We start from the raw sequence: 18,111 nt of genomic DNA, 5'->3' as shown, positions 1-18,111 counted from the left end.
CTGGCGAGGGTCATTGCCTCCGAGACGCAACCGAGACCCGAACGTGTCGACTGACGTGCAGTTTTACACCGTTGTAACGGCATTCACCGCGGCGGGGCGCCTGTCCGGGGGTCGCTCGGACCCTCGGCGCGGACGGCGTCCCATCAGATGGGACCGGTCAGCAACCTCCGCGGATCAATGTTTGAAAATGTTGACATCGGCCGTCGCGGGCAGACACGCTGTGTCTCATGCGCTCATGGCCGACGAAGACCCTGGCACTCGGTGGCGACTACAACCCCGAGCAGTGGCCCCGCTCCGTGTGGGACGAGGACGTGGAGCTCATGCAGCGCGCGAACATCTCGTTCGTCAGCCTCGGGATCTTCTCGTGGAGCTGGCTCGAGCCGGCCAAGGGCGAGTACGAGTTCGAGTGGCTCGACACGATCATGGACAAGCTGCACGCGGGGGGCGTCGCCGTCGACCTCGCGACCGCGACCGCCACCCCGCCGCCGTGGCTCTCGGCCGCGCACCCAGAGATCCTCCCCGTCGACGTCGACGGCCACACGCTGTGGCCCGGCAGCCGGCAGGCCTGGTGCCCGACCTCTCCCGTCTTCCGCGAGTACGCCCTCTCCCTCACCCGGCAGATGGCGACGAGGTACCACGAGCACCCTGCCCTCGCGATGTGGCACGTCTCCAACGAGTACGCGTGCCACAACCTGCCCTGCTACTGCGACGAGTGCGCCCGCCACTTCCGCACCTGGCTCGAGCGCCGCTACACGAGCCTCGAGTCCCTCAACGACGCGTGGGGAACCGCCTTCTGGAGCCAGCGCTACACCGCGTGGGACCAGGTGCTCCCGCCGCGCCGGTCGACGACGTTCAACAACCCGACGCACGTGCTCGACTACAAGCGGTTCTCCTCCGACGCCCTCCTGGACTTCATGCGCGCCGAGCGGGCCGTCCTCGACGAGATGTCGCCCGGCGTCCCGGTGACGACGAACTTCATGACGCTGCAGCACTTCCGCCACCTCGACTACTCGCAGTGGACCCCGACGGTCGACGTCGTGAGCACCGACCACTACATCGTCGACACCCTCGAGCACCCGCGCTCCGAGCTCGCCTACAGCGGCGACCTCACCCGCGGTCTCGCCGGTGGCGCGCCGTGGATGCTGATGGAGCACTCGACGAGCGCGGTCAACTGGCAGCCGACCAACCACGCCAAGGCCCCGGGCCAGACGATCCGCGACGCGCTCGCCCACGTCGCCCGCGGCGCCGACACGATCGCCTGGTTCCAGTGGCGGCAGTCGCGGGCTGGGTCGGAGAAGTTCCACAGCGCTGTGGTGCCGCACGCCGGGGCCGACAGCGCCCGCTTCCAAGAGGTCGAGGAGCTCGGCCGCATCGCCGGTCGCCTCGGCGAGGCCGTCGGCAGCCGCGTCGACGCGAAGGTCGCGATCCTCCATGACTACCAGGCGATCTGGGCCGCGGAGGGTCCGTGCATGCCGAGCTCCGAGCTCGACGCCCAGCAGGCGGCGCACACGGCCCACCGGCTGCTCCACGACCGCGGCGTCACCTGCGACGTCGTGCACCCGTCAGCCGACCTCACGGCATACTCCGTCGTCGTCGTGCCACAGCTCTACCTCGTCACCGACGCCCACGCGGCCGCAGTCGCGGCTGCCGCCGAGGCCGGCGCACAGGTCGTCGTCACGTACTTCTCCGGCATCAGCGACGAGCACGACCACGTGCGCCTCGGCGGCTACCCGGGCGCGTTCCGCGACCTGCTCGGCGTCCGCGTCGAGGAGTTCTTCCCCCTCGGCCCGGGGGCCGACGTCGCCCTCTCCGACGGCACCGGGACGTGGTGGAGTGAGGACGTGACCACCCTGCCGGGCACCGAGGTGGTGAGCACGTACGCCGCCGGCCCGCTCGCGGGGCGCCCCGCGGTCACCCGTCGCGACGTCACCGGCGGCGGTGCTGCGTGGTACCTCAGCACGCTGCCCGACGACGCCACGCTCGGGGCGCTCCTCGACGACGTCCTTTCCGCGGCCGCCGTCGAGCCCGCCGTGGCCGATCTCCCGCTCGGCGTCGAGGCGACCCGTCGCAGCGACGGCACCAGGTCCTGGCTCTTCCTGCTCAACCACACCGAGTCGGAGCAGAACGTGGAGGCCAGTGGGTACGACCTCATCACGGATGCCGCAGTCGACGGCTCCATCCGGCTTGCCGCCGGAGCCACCGCCGTCATCAGGCAGGAGTGAAAATGCTTGCCAGCCAACGACGCTCGGTCATCCTCGAGCTCGTCGAGGAGTCAGGCGCCGTCAAGGTCTCCGACCTCGTCGAGCGTCTCGGCGTCTCCGACATGACGATCCGCCGCGACATCGAGCGTCTGTCGAGCGACGGGCTCCTCGAGCGCGTCCACGGGGGGGCTCTCGCGCTGGGCGACTCCCGCAGCAGCGAGGAGCCGGGCTTCTCCGCCAAGTCGTTGCTGCAGCTCGCGCAGAAGCAGGCGATCGCGAGGGCCGCGGCGCGTCGCGTCGAGGCCGGCAGCGCCATCGGCATCTCGGCCGGCACCACGACCTACGAGCTCGCCCGCGCCGTCAAGGACGTGCCGCAGCTGACCGTCGTCACCAACTCCGTGCCGGTGGCGCAGCTGCTGCACGAGTCGGGCGCGCCCGGCCAGACCGTGATCCTCACCGGCGGCGTGCGCACCCCGTCCGACGCTCTCGTCGGGCCCGTCGCCGTCGCCGCTCTTCGCGCGCTCCACGTCGACCTGCTCTTCCTCGGAGCCCACGGCGTCGACGACCGCAGCGGCCTGACCACCCCCAACCTCGTCGAGTCCGAGACCAACCGTGCGCTCGTCGCGTCCGCCCGCCACGTCTGCGTCCTCGCCGATTCCTCGAAGTGGGGGACCGTGGGCCTCAGCACCTTTGCCGACCTCACCGAGGTCGACCTGTTCGTCACCGACGTCGGGCTCCCCGGCCGGGCCCGCGAGACCCTGCGCGAGTCGGTCGGCTCCCTCGAGACCGTGGAGGCCTCATGACCAGCCCGAGCCGCACGTCGAGCCGCATGACGACGAGGCACCTCGCCGACGGGCGCGAGATCATCTACGTCGACGACCCGGGCACCGCGGAGCGCACCGCCGAGGACCAGCGTCCCGTCGAGCCGCGCGTGCAGTCGGGAGAGGTGCGGCACGACGCCCTCGTCGACGACTGGGTCGCCGTCGCCGCCCACCGCCAGCACCGCACCTTCATGCCGCCCAAGGACGAGTGCCCCCTCTGCCCCGCCGGCCACGGCTCGGTGCCGTCGGAGATCCCCGAGAGCGACTACCAGGTGGTCGTCTTCGAGAACCGCTTCCCGTCGTATGCCGTCACCTCCCTCGGCGCCGACGTGCCCGACCCCTCGGGCATCTTCGGCACCCGCCCCGCCGTCGGGCGGTGCGAGGTCGTCTGCTTCACGAGCGACCACGAGGCCTCGTTCAAGGACCTGCCGGTCGAGCGCGTGCGCACCGTCATCGACACGTGGGCCCAGCGCACCGAGGCCCTCGGCGCCATCCCCGAGGTCGAGCACGTGTTCGCGTTCGAGAACCGCGGCCGCGAGATCGGGGTGACGCTCCCCCACCCGCACGGCCAGATCTACGCCTACCCGTACGTGCCCGACCGCACCAAGGCGCTGCTCGAGGCGGCCCGTCGCCACCACGAGCGCACCGGCCGGCTGCTCGGGGCCGACATCCTCGCCGCGGAGCAGGCCGACGGCTCGCGCGTCGTCGTCTCGGGGACGCACTGGACGGCCTACGTGCCCTTCGCGGCGCGCTGGCCGGTCGAGGTGCACCTCGCCCCGCACCGCGACGTGCCCGACCTCGTCGCCCTCGACGACGACGAGCGTGACGAGCTCGCCGTCATCTACCGCGACCTGCTCGGGCGGCTCGACCGCTACTACGTCGCCGAGGACGGGTCGCCTGTGAAGCTGCCGTACATCGCCGCCTGGCAGCAGGCCCCGGCCAAGACCGGTCGTGACGTGTCGCGCCTGCACCTGCAGCTGATGTCGGTGCTTCGCGGCCCGGGTCGGCTGAAGTACCTCGCCGGCTCCGAGTCGGGCGTCGGGGGCTGGGTCAACGACGTCGCGCCCGAGCGCGCGGCCGCCCGGTTGCGCGAGCTCGCGTCGTGATCGACCGGTTGGCAGCCGACTTCGAGCGCACCTTCGGCGCCGCCCCGACCGGGGTGTGGTCGGCGCCCGGCCGGGTCAACCTCATCGGTGAGCACACGGACTACAACGGTGGCCTCTGCCTGCCGATCGCCTTGCCGCAGAGGACGTATGCCGCTGTGTCCCGTCGCGACGACAGCGTCCTCCGGATGGCTTCCGCCCAGCAGGACGGTGTCGTCGAGGTGTCGCTCGACGAGATCTCGCCCGAACGGCCCGGGGGCTGGAGCGCGTACGTCGCCGGAGTGCTGTGGGCGCTCGCCAAGGACGGCCTGCCGGTCGGCGGCCTCGACGTGCTCGTCGACTCGACCGTGCCCCTCGGGGCCGGGCTGTCCAGCTCCGCTGCGCTCGAGTGCGCCGTCGCCGCCGCCGCGAGCGACCTCTTCGAGCTCGGGCTGCTCGACTCCGCCGAGGGTCGAGCCCGCCTCGCCGCGCGCTGCGTGGTGGCCGAGAACACCATCGCCGGCGCCCCGACCGGGGGCATGGACCAGTCCGCCTCCTTGCTCTGCGACGAGAGGGCAGCGCTGCTGCTCGACTGCCGTTCGGGCGACACGCGTCAGGTGCCCTTCGACCTGGGCGGCGAAGGCCACGTGCTGCTCGTCACCGACACCCGGGCCGAGCACGCCCTCGTCGACGGCCAGTACGCCGCGCGCCGCGACGCGTGCGAGCAGGCCGCGCGAGACCTCGGCGTCGAGACGCTGCGCGAGATCGACCCGTCGGGGCTCGACGCCGCGCTGGCACGTCTCGGCTCCGACGAGGTGCGTCGACGTGTGCGCCACGTCGTCACCGAGATCGAGCGGGTCGAAGCCGCCGTGCGTGCCCTCGAGGCCGATGACCTCACCGAGGTCGGGCGGCTCTTCGACGCATCGCACGCCTCGCTGCGCGACGACTACGAGGTGTCGTGCGACGAGCTCGACGTGGCGACCGCGACCGCCCGCGCCCACGGGGCTCTCGGCGCTCGCATGACCGGCGGTGGCTTCGGCGGTTCGTGCATCGCGCTCGTCCCGGCCGAGCGCGCCGATGCAGTGGCCGCGGCCATCGATGCCGCCTTCGCCGAAGCCGGCTTCACGGCACCCGCGTCGTTCACGGTGACCGCGTCGGGGCCGGCAGCCCGAGACCGCTGACTGCCCCGTCCCGCTGCCCCTCTGCGTTGGGTCACCGGATGACGCAGACACAGGGGGAACTGGAGGCGGGCCCTTGGCCTCGCCGCGGTCGGCCATTGCTTGCGGGCCTGCACTCGCGCACGGTGGCTCTCACCAACACCGACCGCACCACGACTGGCAGGGCGGCGATGGTCCCGGTCAGCCACACCGACGAGGGCAAGGTCTCGACCACCTGGGACCGCGTCTCGTGGACGGGGTCCGGTGACCTGCCTCGACGCGATGTCCTGAGCACGGCGGAGGGCGGCCACCCGCGATCGGGTGGCCGCCCTCAGCTGTCGTGCGTCCTGCTGGTTACCTGGCTCAGGCCGGGACGATGAGGCCCGACGTCGCCTTGGCGCGCTCGAGGCGGGCCGAGACGTCCTCCCAGTTGACGACGTTCCACCAGGCCTTGACGTAGTCGGCCTTGACGTTCTCGTACTGCAGGTAGAAGGCGTGCTCCCACATGTCGAGCTGCAGCAGCGGGATCTGGCCCACGGGGATGTTGCCCTGCTGGTCGAACAGCTGCATGATGTGCGGCCGCGCGGAGATGGTGTCCCAGGCCAGGATCGACCAGCCGGAGCCCTGGATCGCGTTGGCGTTGGCGTTGAAGTGCGCCTGGAACTTCTCGAAACCGCCGAAGTACTCGTCGATCGCGGCCTTGACCTCGCCCTCGGGCTGGCCGCCACCGTCGGGGCTCATGTTCTTCCAGAAGACGGAGTGGTTCGTGTGCCCACCGAGGTGGAAGGCGAGGTTCTTCTCGACGCCGTTCAGGGCGGCGTAGTCACCCGACTCGCGAAGCTCCTCGAGCTTGGTGACCGCGGCGTTGGCGCCGTCGACGTAGGCCTTGTGGTGCTTGCTGTGGTGCAGCTCCATGATGCGAGCACTGATGTGGGGCTCGAGGGCTGCGTAGTCGTAGTCGAGATCGGGAAGCGTGTAAGCCACTTGTCGTTCCTTTCTGGAGACCATCCGGCTCCGCCCACTCTATGCCGGGGCAAACTGCCGTCGACAGGGGTGTCCGCGAGCACGGGCTGTGGGTCACGTACCCACTTCTCCACCGTCGGACCTCAACCCTGCTTGAGGTCAAATCCTTGTGGCTCAGGCCTTCTCGAGAAACGCCCGCAGCACCTCGACGAGGAGGCGGTGGTCGTCGACCTGTGGCAGGCCGGACACGGCGATGGTGCCGACGCAGCCGACGTCGCGCACGGTGACCGGGAACGCCCCGCCGTGGGCGGCATACGCGCGCGGGTCGAGGCGCGAGTCCTCCTCGAACGACTTGCCCCTTGCCCGGAACCCCTCTCCGACGCGCAGGGACGACTGGCCGTAGCGGTCGACGACCGCGCTCTTGCGCTCGAGCCAGCCGTCGTTGTCGGCGGAGGCGCCCGGCAGCGCCGCGTGGAAGAGGCGCTGGCCGTTGCGACGGATCGAGATCGCCACCGGGTGGCCGGCCGCAGCGGCCGCGTCGCGCAGGGCGACGCCGAGGCGCCAGGCGGTGTCGTCGTCGAACCGGTCGAAGACGAGGGTGGACTCGTGGGCCGCGAGCTCGTCGAGGGTGAAGTTCTGGGTCACGGCCCCGATTCTCCCCCTCGCGCGGGGAGGCGCGCCATGCGTCTCAGGGCAGGCCGAGCAGGTCGCGCACGTCGTCGGCGGTGATGGCGCCTGACAGGGACCCGCCCTCGTCGACGACCCGCTGGAACAGGTCGCGCTTGCGCTCCTGCAGGGCGACGACCTTCTCCTCGATGGTCGCCGCCGACACGAGGCGGTAGACGGTGACGGGGCGGTTCTGGCCGATGCGGTGCGCGCGGTCGATGGCCTGGGCCTCGGCGGCAGGGTTCCACCAGGGGTCGAGCACGTAGACGTAGTCGGCCTCGGTGAGCGTGAGCCCGAAGCCGCCGGCTTTGAGGCTGATCAGGAACGCCGTCGCATCACCCTCGCGGAAGCCGCGCACGACAGACTGCCGGTCGGTCGTGGACCCGTCGAGGTATGCCGTGTCGATGCCGGCGCGGGTCAGCGCGCTCTCGACGATGCGCAGGAACCCGGTGAACTGGCTGAACACGAGCGCCCGGTGGCCCTCGGCGGCGAGCTCGCGCAGCTGGTCCACGAGGAACTCGATCTTGGAGGCCGTGCCCTTGCCCGCGTGCACCTCGTCGACGAGGACGGGGTCGAGGGCGAGCTGCCGCAGACGGGTGAGCGCCGCGAGGATCGCGACACGGTTGGACTCGGGGTCGTCGAGCAGGCCGAGCACCCGCTGGCGCTCGCGCTGCAGGTGCTGGTCGTAGATGTGGCGGTGGACCGGGTGCGGGTCGAGCGCCACCACCTGGATCTGCTTGGGCGGCAGGTCGATCGCGACCTGCTCCTTGGTGCGGCGGAGCATCAGCGGGCGGATGCGCCGGCGCAGCAGGTCGAGCAGCTCGGGCCGCTCACCGGACTCGATGGGCTTGCGGTAGCTCTTCGTGAAGACGTCGGGTCGCGGGTACAGGCCGGGGGCCGTGAGCGACAGCAGCGACCAGAGGTCCATGAGGGAGTTCTCGAGCGGCGTGCCGGTGACGGCGATGGTGAACGGGGCGCCGAGCCGTCGCGCCGCGAGGTGGGTCTTGGCCTGGCGGTTCTTGACGAACTGGGCCTCGTCGAGCACGACGCCACCCCACCGCACGCCTCGGAACGCCGCCTCGTCGAGGCGCAGCACGGCATACGAGGTGATCACGACCTCGGCGCCGGAGACGAGGTCGGCCAGCGGCACCCCGCGCTTGCGCTCGGTCGCGGTGACGGCCACCGCCGAGAGGTGGGGGGCGAAGGTCTCCAGCTCACCCATCCACGTGCCGACGACGCTCGTCGGGGCCACGACCAGCACGGGGCCGCGGGCGTCAGCACCTGCGCCGGTGCCGGTCGACCCGAGCTCGCCACGGTCGTGGGCACGCACGAGCGTCGCGATGACCTGGAGCGTCTTGCCGAGGCCCATGTCGTCGGCGAGGATGCCGCCGATGCGGGCGTCCCACAGACGGGCCAGCCAGCGGTAGCCGTCGAGCTGGTAGGGGCGCAGAGTGGCCCTGAGGTCGGGCGGGACGTCGGCGAGGGGTCCGGACTCGAGCGACCCGAGCGCCTCGACGCTGGCGGCCCACCGCGCGCTCTGCTCGTCGACGACACCGAGCGCGACGAGCTCGTCCCAGAGGTCGGCGTGGTGCGCGCTGAGGCGCAGCTCTCCGGTCTCGGGATCGGCGATCTCACGGGCCTCCTCGATGAGGTCGCGCAGCCGCAGCAGCTCGGGCCGGTCGAGCCGGAAGAAGGAGCCCGAGTCGAGGAGCATGATCTCGTCGCCGCGGGCGATGGCGGCGAAGAGCGGCTCGAAGGGGACGTCCTCGCCGTCGACCTCGACCGAGACGTGCAGGTCGAACCAGTCGCCGGGGTCCGAGCTCGGCTCCTTCTCCGGCTCGCCGGTGCCGAGACGCACGACGGGTGCGGAGGTCACCTCCTCGTAGGGCGGCAGCTCGCCGTCGACCTCGAGGGTGACCTGCTCGTCGGACTCGAGCTCGGCGAGGGTGTCGCCGACGAAGCGCGCGGCCTGCAGTCCGGTGAGCACGACGCGCGGCACGAGGTAGGGGTGACCGCCGAGGTCGGAGCGCAGCGCGCCGGGCACTTGGCGCAAGGACGCCGCCGCCCGCACTGCCGCTGCCTCGGCGTCGCGGTCGCGACCCCCGACCGTGCCGAAACGCGCGGTCGTGAAGGGCCGCGGGCGTCCGTCGTAGGCATGGCCGAGGTCGAGGCGCACCTCGCCCGGCACGTCGCTGACGACGCGGACGTGCACCGTCACCACCTCCGGGGCGGCCGCCTCGGCCACCTCGGGCGCCGGCAGCGGCACCTCGGAACGGATGCGCAGCCGCTGCCGCAGGCCGGGCACGACCGAGCGGAGGAAGCGAGCACGCTCGTCGGCGGGCACCCGCAAGCCGGCGAGCGCCGACTCGAGCGCGGCCGGACCGAGGTCGAGCTCCTGCTCGAGCGGCACGAAGGTGAGCTCGCCGTCCTCCCCCTCGACGGCCAGGGCGTGCACGGGGTCGCCGAGGAGGAGCCGCTCGCCGGTGGCCTCGGGCGGGAGCCCGTCGATCTCGACGTCGAGGTCGAGGTCGCCCGTGCCGTCGGCCGCGCGTCTGACGTGCAGCACGAGGGTCGCGGCGTCGTCGACGAGGTGGACCGGGCCCGTGACGCCCTCGCCCGGCAGGATCTCGATGCCTACGGCGCGCGCCTCGCGCAGGAGCGGCCAGACCTCGGGGCTCGCGTCGAGCGAGAGGGGCGGCGTTGCGGAGAAGTAGGTGGTGCCCCCGGAGCCGTGGCGGGCGACGTCGTGCAGCCGGCCCATGATGCGCTCGTGCTCGGGCAGGAAGCGGATGCCGGGGCGCCACTGGGGCAGCGCGTCGTGCCAGGACAGGGTGCGGTGCCACGTGCCGGCGCGGGTCCAGCGCGTGGGTCGCAGGCCGTAGCTCAGCTCGGGCACGCCGCGACGCCCACGCGGGTCGCGGTAGACGGTGTCGACGAACAGGCCCGCCGGCATGAGGTCGCCCCGCGGCTCGGGGCGCGAGCCGGTCGGCTCGGGCTCGGCGCGCCGCGGCCGGATGTGGCCGAGCACGTCGGCCCAGTGCGGGGGCACCGGGACGCCGGGTGAGCTGACCGCTTGCACGGCGAGGGCGGCGTCATCGGCGGCCGCCGCCTCCTCGGGTGGCCCCACGACGACGCCCCGCGCGACGTCGCGGGCGGTCAGCATCAGGGCGACGACGTGCTTGCAGTCGGTGCCGACCGGGCAGCTGCACCGGCCGTTCCACAGGTGGGCGCGTCCCTTGGGATGGGGACGGGCTTCGATGATCGTCTGGTAGGTCTCGGACCCGCTGCCCTCGATGGTACCGAGGAGCATCAGCCCGTCGGGCCGGGTGGCCAGCGAGCGCACCCGGCGCTCGGCGGCATACGCCTGGCCGCGATCGAAGGTGCGCGTGCCGACCTGCTGCGAGATGTCGGGATCGGTGACCTCACCGACCCACGTCGCCCGCCCCACGCTCCACGCCACTTCTGAACTCTACGTTCGCGCACCGACACGGCCGGGCCTCGTCCACAGGCTCGGGCAGGATGGGGGCATGCCCAGCGCGCCCGACCCCCGCGACCTGACGCTCGCGGACTTCCCGGTCCACCGGCAGGTCACGACCCGGTGGTCCGACAACGACATGTACGGCCACCTCAACAACGCCGTCTACTACGAGCTGTTCGACTCGGCGATCAACGGCTGGCAGGCCGAGCACGTGACGGTCGACCCCCTGAACGACGCGACCCAGGGCGTCGTCGCCGAGTCCGGCTGCGCCTTCTACGCCGAGGTCGCCTTCCCGGCACCGCTCGTCGTCGGCATCCGGGTGACGCGCATCGGCACGAGCAGCGTCACCTACCAGCTCGGCCTGTTCGTCGACCCGGACCAGGCCGGCGGGGCCGCCACCGACGCGTCCATCAAGGCGCTCGGCCACTGGGTCCACGTCGAGATCGACGCCACGACGCGCCGCTCCACCCCCATCCCGGACCACTTGCGTGCCCTCATGGAGACCGCGGTGCCGGTGACGGCATGACCGACCCGCTCGATCCCCTCGATGAGACGTGGGAGGCGTGGACCACCCGGGTGGCCGCAGACCTCGCCGCGCTCGACGAAGAGGAGTGGGTGACCTTCACTGTCCACCTGCAGTCGCAGGCATCGAGCAGGTATGCCGCTGAGCACGATCGGTCTCGCTCGAGCCCGCACGGGTGGCGCCGTGTGTTCACACCACGCGTGGCCACGCCGCACGGTCAGCCGGCGCGGGTGCCCGACATCTTCGTTCAGGCCCGCCGCCTCGGTGACGTCGTCGCCCTCGAGTGCATCGCCGACACGGAGTTCGAGGGCCTCACCGACCTGACCCGCGAGCAGCAGCGGGCCCTCGTCGAGCTCGGCTGGGAGGCCGACGACGACCCAGATCTCAGCCGCACCTTCGACCTCGACGACGCCGGCGCCGCGCGGTTGCTGCGGGCGACCCTCGAGGGCGTGCTGGGCGCGCCCACGCCTGCCGAGGTCGACGTGCGGCGGGCACCGCGCCGCTAGCGGGTCAGCGTCCCTGCGCGACCCGTCGGGCTGCCCGCTTCATGACCGCCGTGTAGACAGGTCGCGCGAACCGCTTTGCCCGCCAAGCGATCTGACCGTCCCGATCAGTGAGGATGACGTCCTTGCGGGCGTCGATGCCGCGCACGACGACGGCTGCGACCTCGTCGGCCGAACGCCGCGAGCCGCTCACCATCTTCTTGCCGGCGTCCTCCATCTCGGTGTCGGCGCCCTGGAACGAGGCGCCGAGGTTGGTCCGGAAGAACGACGGGCAGACGACCGAGACGGCGACGCCGTGCGGTGCGAGCTCGTGGGACAACGTCTCGCTCAGCGCGACGACCCCGGCCTTGACCGTGTTGTAGGCCGACATGCCCGGGGCGTGCACGAGCCCGGCGAGCGAGGCCGTGTTGACGATGTGGCCGCTGCCCTGCTCCTTGAGGAGGGGCGTGAAGGTGCGGCAGCCGCGCACGACGCCGAGCAGGTTGACGTCGACGATCCAGTGCCACTCGTCCATGCTCGCGACGTCGATGCGCCCTCCGGCCGCGACACCGGCGTTGTTGACGAGCAGGTCGAGACCGCCCCACGTCTGCTGCACGTGGGCGAGGGCCGCCGCCCACGCCTCGTCGCTGCGCACGTCGAGGGCCAGGTAGGCGGCAGCGGCTGGGAGCACGTCCGGCCTCTCGGCCGGCACGTCCGTCGCGAGCACGTGGTCGCCGCGGGCGACGAAGGCGCGCACGAGGGAGAGGCCGAGACCCGACGCGGCACCGGTGACGAGGACACGGCTGGGGGAACGAGGCGGCATACGGCTGACCCTAGGGGGTGCGGGGACTGCCCTCACCGGAGCGTGAGCGTCACCTTGCCGTGCGCGCGACGCTCGTCGATCTCGGTGAGGGCCGCGGTGACGTCGTCGAGCGGGTGGCGGGTTCCGATCGGCGGGTCGAGTGCGCCGCTCTCGAGGAGCGGGAGGATCGCGTCCCACTGGGTGCGCAGGTAGCTCGGGTCGGGCATCCAGAAGGCACCCCAGCCGACGCCGACGACGCTGATGTTGTTCAGCAGCAGGCGGTTGACCTTGACCTCGGGGATCTGGCCTGCGGTGAAACCGATGACGAGGAGCCGGCCCTCGGGGGCGAGGCTGCGCAGGCTGTCGGTGAAGCGATCGCCGCCGACGGGGTCGACGACGACGTCGACTCCGCACCCGTCAGTGAGCTGCTTGGCCTGCGTGAGGAACTCGTCGGCGAGCACCACGTGGTGGGCACCGGCTGCCTCGGCCGTGGCGACCTTATCGGCAGAGGAGACGACGGCGATCACGCGGGCGTCCATGGCTCTCGCGAGCTGGATCGCGGCCGTGCCGATGCCGCCTGCGGCACCGTGGACGAGCACGACCTCACCACGGTCGAGCTGGCCTCGGCGGGTCAGGGCGAAGTGGACGGTCAGGTAGTTCATCGGGAGCGCCGCGCCGGCCGCGAACGACACGGCATCGGGTAGCGGGAAGACCATCGCCTCGGGCACAGCCACCGTCTCGGCGAAGGCGCCGAGCACCGGAAACGCAGCGACGCGGTCGCCGGGGCGGAAGGCGCTGCCGGAGACTGCCTCGCGCACGACACCGGCGCACTCGGCCCCCGGCACGAACGGCAGGTCGGGGCGCATCTGGTAGAGCCCCTTGCTCATCAGCACGTCGGGAAAGCTGACCCCGGCCTCGTGGACGTCGACGAGCACGTGGCCCGGCTCGAGGGTCGGCTCGGGCACGTCCTCGACGACGAGGCTGCCGGGCCCGTCGAGGGAGGTGACTCGTGCTGCGCGCATCATGCTCCTGGGGTGGGGTGGCGGGTGGGGTGGCGGGTGGCGTGGCGGACGGTGAACGGGACTCGGAGGAGGTCGGCGTCGCGCGAGCTCGGGCCGACGAGCAGCTCGAACTCGCCCGGCTCGACGACGCGGCGCGCCTGGGCGTCGACGATCGTGCAGGCGGCCACCGGGACCTCGATCTCGACGGTGACCGACTCGCCGGGTGGCACGACGACCCGGCGGAAGGCCTTGAGCTCCTTGGTCGCCCACGTGACGCTGGTGACCACGTCGTGGACGTACGTCTGGACGACCTCGTGCGCGGGACGCTCGCCCTCGTTGGTGACGGTCACCTGCGCCCGAACGGTGTCGGCCTCGGTAAGGTCGGCGCCGCCGGTGAGGGTGAGGTCGGACCACGTGGTCGTCGTGTAGGTGAGCCCCTCGCCGAAGACGAACTGCGGCTCCTGCGTGAGGTCGGCGTAGCGGTGGCCGTGCTGGCCCCGCACCTGGTTGTAGTAGGTGGGCTGCTGTCCGACGTGCCGCGGGATCGAGAGCGGCAGGCGGCCGGACGGCTCGATGTGGCCGAGCACGAGCTCGGCGACCGCGCGACCGCCCCGCATGCCCGGACTGAAGGCCTCGATGACCGCGGCTGCCGCGAGGGCGCTGGGTGGCAGGACGGCGGGCTTGGTGTGGAGGAGGACCACGACGGTGGGGGTGCCCGTGGCGACCACCGCGTCGAGGAGGGCGACCTGACCGCCCTGCAGCTCGAGCGACGCGGTCGAGCAGCCTTCTCCTGTCAGCGCCATCGTGTCGCCGAGCACGACGACGGCGAGGTCGGCGGCGCTGGCGGCGTCCACGGCCTCCGCGAGCTGGTCGGCGTCGACGGGGGCTGGGACCGAGACCGGCGGTCGCGGCTGCCCGTCGGGGAGGAGCGGACCGTCGGGGTCGGGCACGAGCCGCTCGATCTCGGCGCCGCGGGCGGGGGTGACGGCCCAGCCGTCCGGGACGAGGGCCCGGAAGCCGTCGAGCACCGTCTCGACCGTCTCGCGCGGGTGTCCGTCGGGCATCCAGTCGACCTGGCCGGACGCACCCGCCCAGTCGCCGAGGTTGGCCTGCGGGTCGTCGGCGTTGGGCCCTATCACGGCAACCGCGCGGGCGGGGGCGTCGAACGCATCGGCGGGGCCTGCGGCATACGGGAGGGTGCCGTCGTTCGTGAGCAGGACGAGCGACCGGCGCGCGACGTCGAGGTTGAGCTGGGCGTGCCCGGTCGAGCCGACGACGGCGGCCTGGCGGTCGGGGTCCGGCGGGCGCGGGTTCTCGAAGAGCCCGAGCTCGAGCTTGACCCGGAGGATGCGCCGCACGGCCTCATCGATCTGCTTCTCGTCCAACAGGTTTCGGGCCACGGCCTCCTGCGCCGCCTCGAAGAAGGCCGGCGTCGTCATGACGAGGTCGTTGCCGGCACGGACGGCGACGGTGGCTGCCTCGACGTCGTTGGCACAGACCTTCTGCTCCCACACCATGCGGCCGACGTTGTCCCAGTCGGTGACGAGGGTGCCGGTGAAGCCCCACTGCTGCTTGAGCACGTCGTCGAGCAGCCAGCCGTTGGCGGTCACCGGGACGCCGTCGATGGACTGGTAGCCGAGCATGAAGGTGCGGCAGCCCTCCTGCACCGCGCGCTCGAACGGCGGGAGGAACCACGAGGCCAGCTTGCGAGGGCTGAGGTCGGCCTCGCTCGCGTCGCGGCCGCCCTGCGTCTCGGAGTAGCCGGCGAAGTGCTTCGCGCAGGCGAGGATCGCGGTCGGGTCGGCGAGGCCCTCGCCCTGGTAGCCGCGCACCATGGCGGCGCCGAGCTCACCGATGAGGTGGGGGTCCTCGCCGAAGGTCTCGCCGACACGGCCCCAGCGCAGGTCACGGGTGATGCAGAGCACGGGCGAGAAGGTCCAGTGGATGCCCGTGGCCGAGACCTCGACTGCGGTGACGCGAGCGGCCTTCTCGACGAGGTCGGGGTCCCAGGCGCAGGCCATGCCGAGCTGGGTCGGGAAGATCGTCGCGCCGGGCCAGAACGAGTGGCCGTGGATGCAGTCGTCGGCGGTGAGCAGGGGGATGCCGAGGCGGGTCGCGGCGGCGAGCTCGATGGCTCGCGGCATGTCCTCGGGGGCCGTGTGCAGGATCGAGCCGGCGAGCTTGGCGCTGACGATGTCGTCGAGGTCGCCGCGGGCGTCGAGCTGGAGCATCTGCCCGACCTTCTCGGGCAGCGTCATGCGGGCGAGGAGGTCCTCGAGGCGCTCCTCGACCGGCCGCGTCGAGTCGCGGAAGGGAAGGTCGGCAGTGTCGTCATCGGCCACGGTGCGACGCTAACCCACCTAGGCTGGGAGCGTGGTCGAGCCCCTGGTCCGCCTGCCCGACGGCACCATCAAACAGGTCAACCCGCTCACCGGGACGAAGGTCTGGACGTTGCCGGGACGGGCGGCGAGGCCCTTCGGGCTGCCGAGCCACCACCCGCTGCCCCTCGACCCCGACGACCACGACCGGCACTGCGCCTTCTGCTGGGCCCGCATGCTCGAGACGACCCCGGAGATCGCGCGCGTCATCCACGACGGTGACGGCTGGCGCGACCTCCGCGGCGTGCTCGCGGAGTCCCTCGAGCAGACCGTGCCGGAGTTCCGGCTCATCCCGAACCTCTTCGAGATCCTCAGCTACGACTACTGGCACCTCAGCCACGGCTTCGAACCGACGGCCGCGTCGCAGGCGCACCGGACGGCATACCTCGGCACGCCGCAGGGCCGTGAGCACCTCACGACCCTCGCCCGCATCAGGATGCGAGCCCGCGGCGCTGCCGGTGCTGACGCCGAGCCGCTCGCCGAGACGGACCTCTCGCGCGAGGCGGTGGGACTGTTCGCCGGGAACCACCAGGTCGTCATCGCCCGACGCCACTACGTCGACGACGCCACCGACGACACGCAGCTCGCGGGGTCGGGCACGCTGACCCCCGACGAGCACCGGGCGTTCACCGAGCTCACGATCCGCGCGATGCGCGACCTCTACCGCGACAACGACTGCACGCGCTACGTGTCCGTCTTCCAGAACTGGCTCTCGGCGTCCGGCGCGTCGTTCGACCACCTGCACAAGCAGATCGTCGCGATCGACGAGCTCGGCGCGCAGAAGGAAGGCGAGATCGAACGGCTGCGGACCGAGCCCGACATGTACGCGCGCTGGGGTCTCCGGTATGCCGCCGAGCAGGGTCTCGTGGTCGCGCGCACCGAGCACGCGGTGGCGTTCGCAGGCGTCGGCCACCGCTACCCCGCGCTCGTCGTGCACGTGACCGACGATGAGGGCTGCCCGTGGGAGCTGAGCCCCGATCAGGTGCGCGACTTCTCGGACCTCGTGCACGCCTGCCACGCCGCGACGGGCGTCCACGTGCCGTCGAACGAGGAGTGGCACCACCGGCCACCGTCGGTCGACCAGCCGATGCCGCTGCGGGCGGTGCTCAAGTGGCGCATCTCGACGCTCGCCGGCTTCGAGGGCGGCACGAACATCTACGTCAACACGATCGACCCGTGGACGGTGCGCGAGCGGGCCGTGACGCGACTGCGCGAGCTCGCCGATGCTGGTCTCGTCTCTGCCCGGATCACGATCGGCTGAGCGCGGCGCTCGGGCCACTCCGGACGACGCCGGCGGGGTTCGCGTCGTTTCACGCCGGTCGCACACGCAGCGAGCATGATGTCCCCGTGACGACACCGACCGTCGAGAATGAGGACGGGGTCACCTCGCCCACGCTGCGGCGCCGGCGCGTTCAGGTGCTCGTCGCCGGCCTCGTCATTGCCGTGATCGTGCTGGCGGGTGCCGCTGCCGTCACCTGGCGCGCATGGGCGGCCGACCACCCGACGCTCTGGTCCGCGATCGACAGCTACACCGCGGCCGTCGGCGCCGGCGACCGTGACGCCCTCGAGTCGGTGGTCGCGGAGGGGCCCACGCACGATGCGCTCGTCGCACGTCACGCCGGGCGACCGTCGACGGCGACGACGGTGAGCGTCGAGATGATGGTCTCCGCTGTGTGGTGGTCGGTCGAGGTCCGCTACGAGCTGCCTGGACAGCCGCCGTCGACGGAGCGCCTCCTCGTGGGCCCTCGTGACGACAACCCCGATCGCCAGCTCGACTACGCCGTTACGGCCGCTCCAGTCCCGTGACCCCGGCCCCGTGACGATCGTCTAGAACGGCGGTGGGTCACTCTCTGGTGGCGCGGGATCCGGTGGCGGGCCGAGTGCTTCGCGCCAGTCCTTGGGGTAGGTGGTGTAGCTGCGGCCGGGCAGCGTGGTCCACTCGAGGCCGTCGTCGGCGACGGGGGTGCTGGTCCAGATGCCGTGGGTCTTGACGTTGTGGTGCCGTCGCTCCTTGGCGTAGAAGTTGTCGACGCAGGTCTCGCCCGCCGGCCACGGGATCTCGTGGTCGAGGTCGCACCGGGTGGCGGGGACGTGGCAGTCGGGGCCGCGGCAGGTGCCGTCGACGGCCTGGACGTGCTCGACCATCGCTTTGGTGGGCCGGTAGCTCTTGGTGGGGCGGGTGATCGCGTGGCCGTCGCGGATGTCGACGGGCAGGGTCTGCCAGACCGAGCCCGGGCGGGTCATGATCTCGCGGGCGTGGGCGGCGGTGACCCAACCGTGCCCGGGCAGCTCACACCCCGCGTCCGAGTCCCCGATGGCGACCTCGAACGGCACGACGAGCCACACCCGCGCCGCCGCATCACCGGTGGCCGGCGCAGGCGCAGGCCCGTCACACGCATCGGCGAGGACGTCACGCAGCAGGGCCTCGGTGGCCAGGTCGCAGCGCAGCTGGTCCAGGGTCCGCGAGTCTCCTCCGCCTCGCGCGGCGCGAGCACGGGTGTCGAGCCGGTCCAGGATCGCCGCGACCGTGCCCGCATCGGCCGTCAAGCTCAGACAC

Annotated in this window: 14 protein-coding genes and 1 pseudogene; 8 read left to right on the top strand and 7 right to left on the bottom strand. The window is 72.1% G+C overall.

Going from position 1 to position 18,111, the window contains the following annotated elements:
* Positions 1-227 precede the first annotated feature (227 nt).
* The 4 genes from AC1DE0_RS19595 to galK are packed head-to-tail and all read left to right on the top strand — an operon-like array spanning position 228 to position 5,285.
* Positions 228-2,222: a beta-galactosidase gene (locus AC1DE0_RS19595; protein WP_478104499.1), complete on the top strand. Its 1,995-nt coding sequence runs from the start codon at positions 228-230 to the stop codon at positions 2,220-2,222.
* 2 nt (positions 2,223-2,224) lie between these two features.
* Positions 2,225-3,004 (top strand): DeoR/GlpR family DNA-binding transcription regulator, encoded by a 780-nt coding sequence (locus tag AC1DE0_RS19590; protein WP_478104497.1) that lies wholly within the window; start codon positions 2,225-2,227, stop codon positions 3,002-3,004.
* On the top strand, positions 3,001-4,128 hold the full coding sequence (galT, locus tag AC1DE0_RS19585; RefSeq protein WP_478104495.1) for a galactose-1-phosphate uridylyltransferase: 1,128 nt from the start codon (positions 3,001-3,003) through the stop codon (positions 4,126-4,128). Before AC1DE0_RS19590 ends, galT begins: the two co-directional genes overlap by 4 nt.
* Positions 4,128-5,285 (top strand): galactokinase, encoded by a 1,158-nt coding sequence (gene galK, locus AC1DE0_RS19580; RefSeq protein ID WP_478104798.1) that lies wholly within the window; start codon positions 4,128-4,130, stop codon positions 5,283-5,285. The genes galT and galK overlap by 1 nt, the downstream gene beginning before the upstream one ends.
* Positions 5,286-5,624: 339 nt before the next feature.
* Here the strand turns inward: galK and AC1DE0_RS19575 are convergent, their stop codons facing one another.
* From AC1DE0_RS19575 to AC1DE0_RS19565, 3 genes are all read right to left on the bottom strand, one after another.
* Positions 5,625-6,269, bottom strand: a complete 645-nt coding sequence (locus tag AC1DE0_RS19575; protein WP_478104491.1) for a superoxide dismutase — start codon at positions 6,267-6,269, stop codon at positions 5,625-5,627.
* Positions 6,270-6,398: 129 nt separating this feature from the next.
* Positions 6,399-6,869: a heme-degrading domain-containing protein gene (locus AC1DE0_RS19570; protein WP_478104487.1), complete on the bottom strand. Its 471-nt coding sequence runs from the start codon at positions 6,867-6,869 to the stop codon at positions 6,399-6,401.
* Between the two features lie 43 nt (positions 6,870-6,912).
* The gene (locus tag AC1DE0_RS19565; RefSeq protein ID WP_478104483.1) at positions 6,913-10,350 is read right to left on the bottom strand and encodes a DEAD/DEAH box helicase; all 3,438 of its coding nucleotides are present in this window, start codon (positions 10,348-10,350) and stop codon (positions 6,913-6,915) included.
* Between the two features lie 67 nt (positions 10,351-10,417).
* Here AC1DE0_RS19565 and AC1DE0_RS19560 point away from each other — a divergent pair, with 67 nt between their 5' ends.
* Positions 10,418-10,894: an acyl-CoA thioesterase gene (locus AC1DE0_RS19560; protein ID WP_478104478.1), complete on the top strand. Its 477-nt coding sequence runs from the start codon at positions 10,418-10,420 to the stop codon at positions 10,892-10,894.
* Positions 10,891-11,397, top strand: a complete 507-nt coding sequence (locus AC1DE0_RS19555; protein ID WP_478104474.1) for a TY-Chap domain-containing protein — start codon at positions 10,891-10,893, stop codon at positions 11,395-11,397. The genes AC1DE0_RS19560 and AC1DE0_RS19555 overlap by 4 nt, the downstream gene beginning before the upstream one ends.
* Before the next feature lie 4 nt (positions 11,398-11,401).
* Here the strand turns inward: AC1DE0_RS19555 and AC1DE0_RS19550 are convergent, their stop codons facing one another.
* The 3 genes from AC1DE0_RS19550 to AC1DE0_RS19540 are packed head-to-tail and all read right to left on the bottom strand — an operon-like array spanning position 11,402 to position 15,518.
* Positions 11,402-12,196 carry an SDR family NAD(P)-dependent oxidoreductase gene (locus AC1DE0_RS19550; protein ID WP_478104471.1) on the bottom strand — a complete coding sequence of 265 codons (795 nt, stop codon included), beginning with the start codon at positions 12,194-12,196 and terminating at the stop codon, positions 11,402-11,404.
* 32 nt (positions 12,197-12,228) lie between these two features.
* Positions 12,229-13,197 carry an NADPH:quinone oxidoreductase family protein gene (locus AC1DE0_RS19545; RefSeq protein ID WP_478104466.1) on the bottom strand — a complete coding sequence of 323 codons (969 nt, stop codon included), beginning with the start codon at positions 13,195-13,197 and terminating at the stop codon, positions 12,229-12,231.
* Positions 13,197-15,518 (bottom strand): exo-beta-d-1,3/1,6-glucosidase, encoded by a 2,322-nt coding sequence (locus tag AC1DE0_RS19540; protein WP_478104462.1) that lies wholly within the window; start codon positions 15,516-15,518, stop codon positions 13,197-13,199. The genes AC1DE0_RS19545 and AC1DE0_RS19540 overlap by 1 nt, the downstream gene beginning before the upstream one ends.
* Before the next feature lie 31 nt (positions 15,519-15,549).
* On the opposite strand from AC1DE0_RS19540, the gene AC1DE0_RS19535 reads away from it, so the two are divergent.
* Together AC1DE0_RS19535 and AC1DE0_RS19530 are read left to right on the top strand one after the other, a co-directional pair.
* Positions 15,550-16,815, top strand: a complete 1,266-nt coding sequence (locus AC1DE0_RS19535; RefSeq protein ID WP_478104458.1) for a DUF4921 family protein — start codon at positions 15,550-15,552, stop codon at positions 16,813-16,815.
* Between the two features lie 86 nt (positions 16,816-16,901).
* Entirely contained in the window at positions 16,902-17,360 is a 459-nt protein-coding gene (locus AC1DE0_RS19530) for a hypothetical protein (RefSeq protein WP_478104454.1), read from the top strand.
* A gap of 21 nt (positions 17,361-17,381) precedes the next feature.
* Here the strand turns inward: AC1DE0_RS19530 and AC1DE0_RS19525 are convergent.
* A pseudogene (locus AC1DE0_RS19525) lies at positions 17,382-18,111 on the bottom strand (HNH endonuclease signature motif containing protein); the annotation flags it as partial.

Source organism: Terrabacter sp. 05T424 (assembly GCF_056396225.1).
Note: the sequence above shows the minus strand (reverse complement) of the source record. Positions and strands in the feature narration are given on the sequence as shown.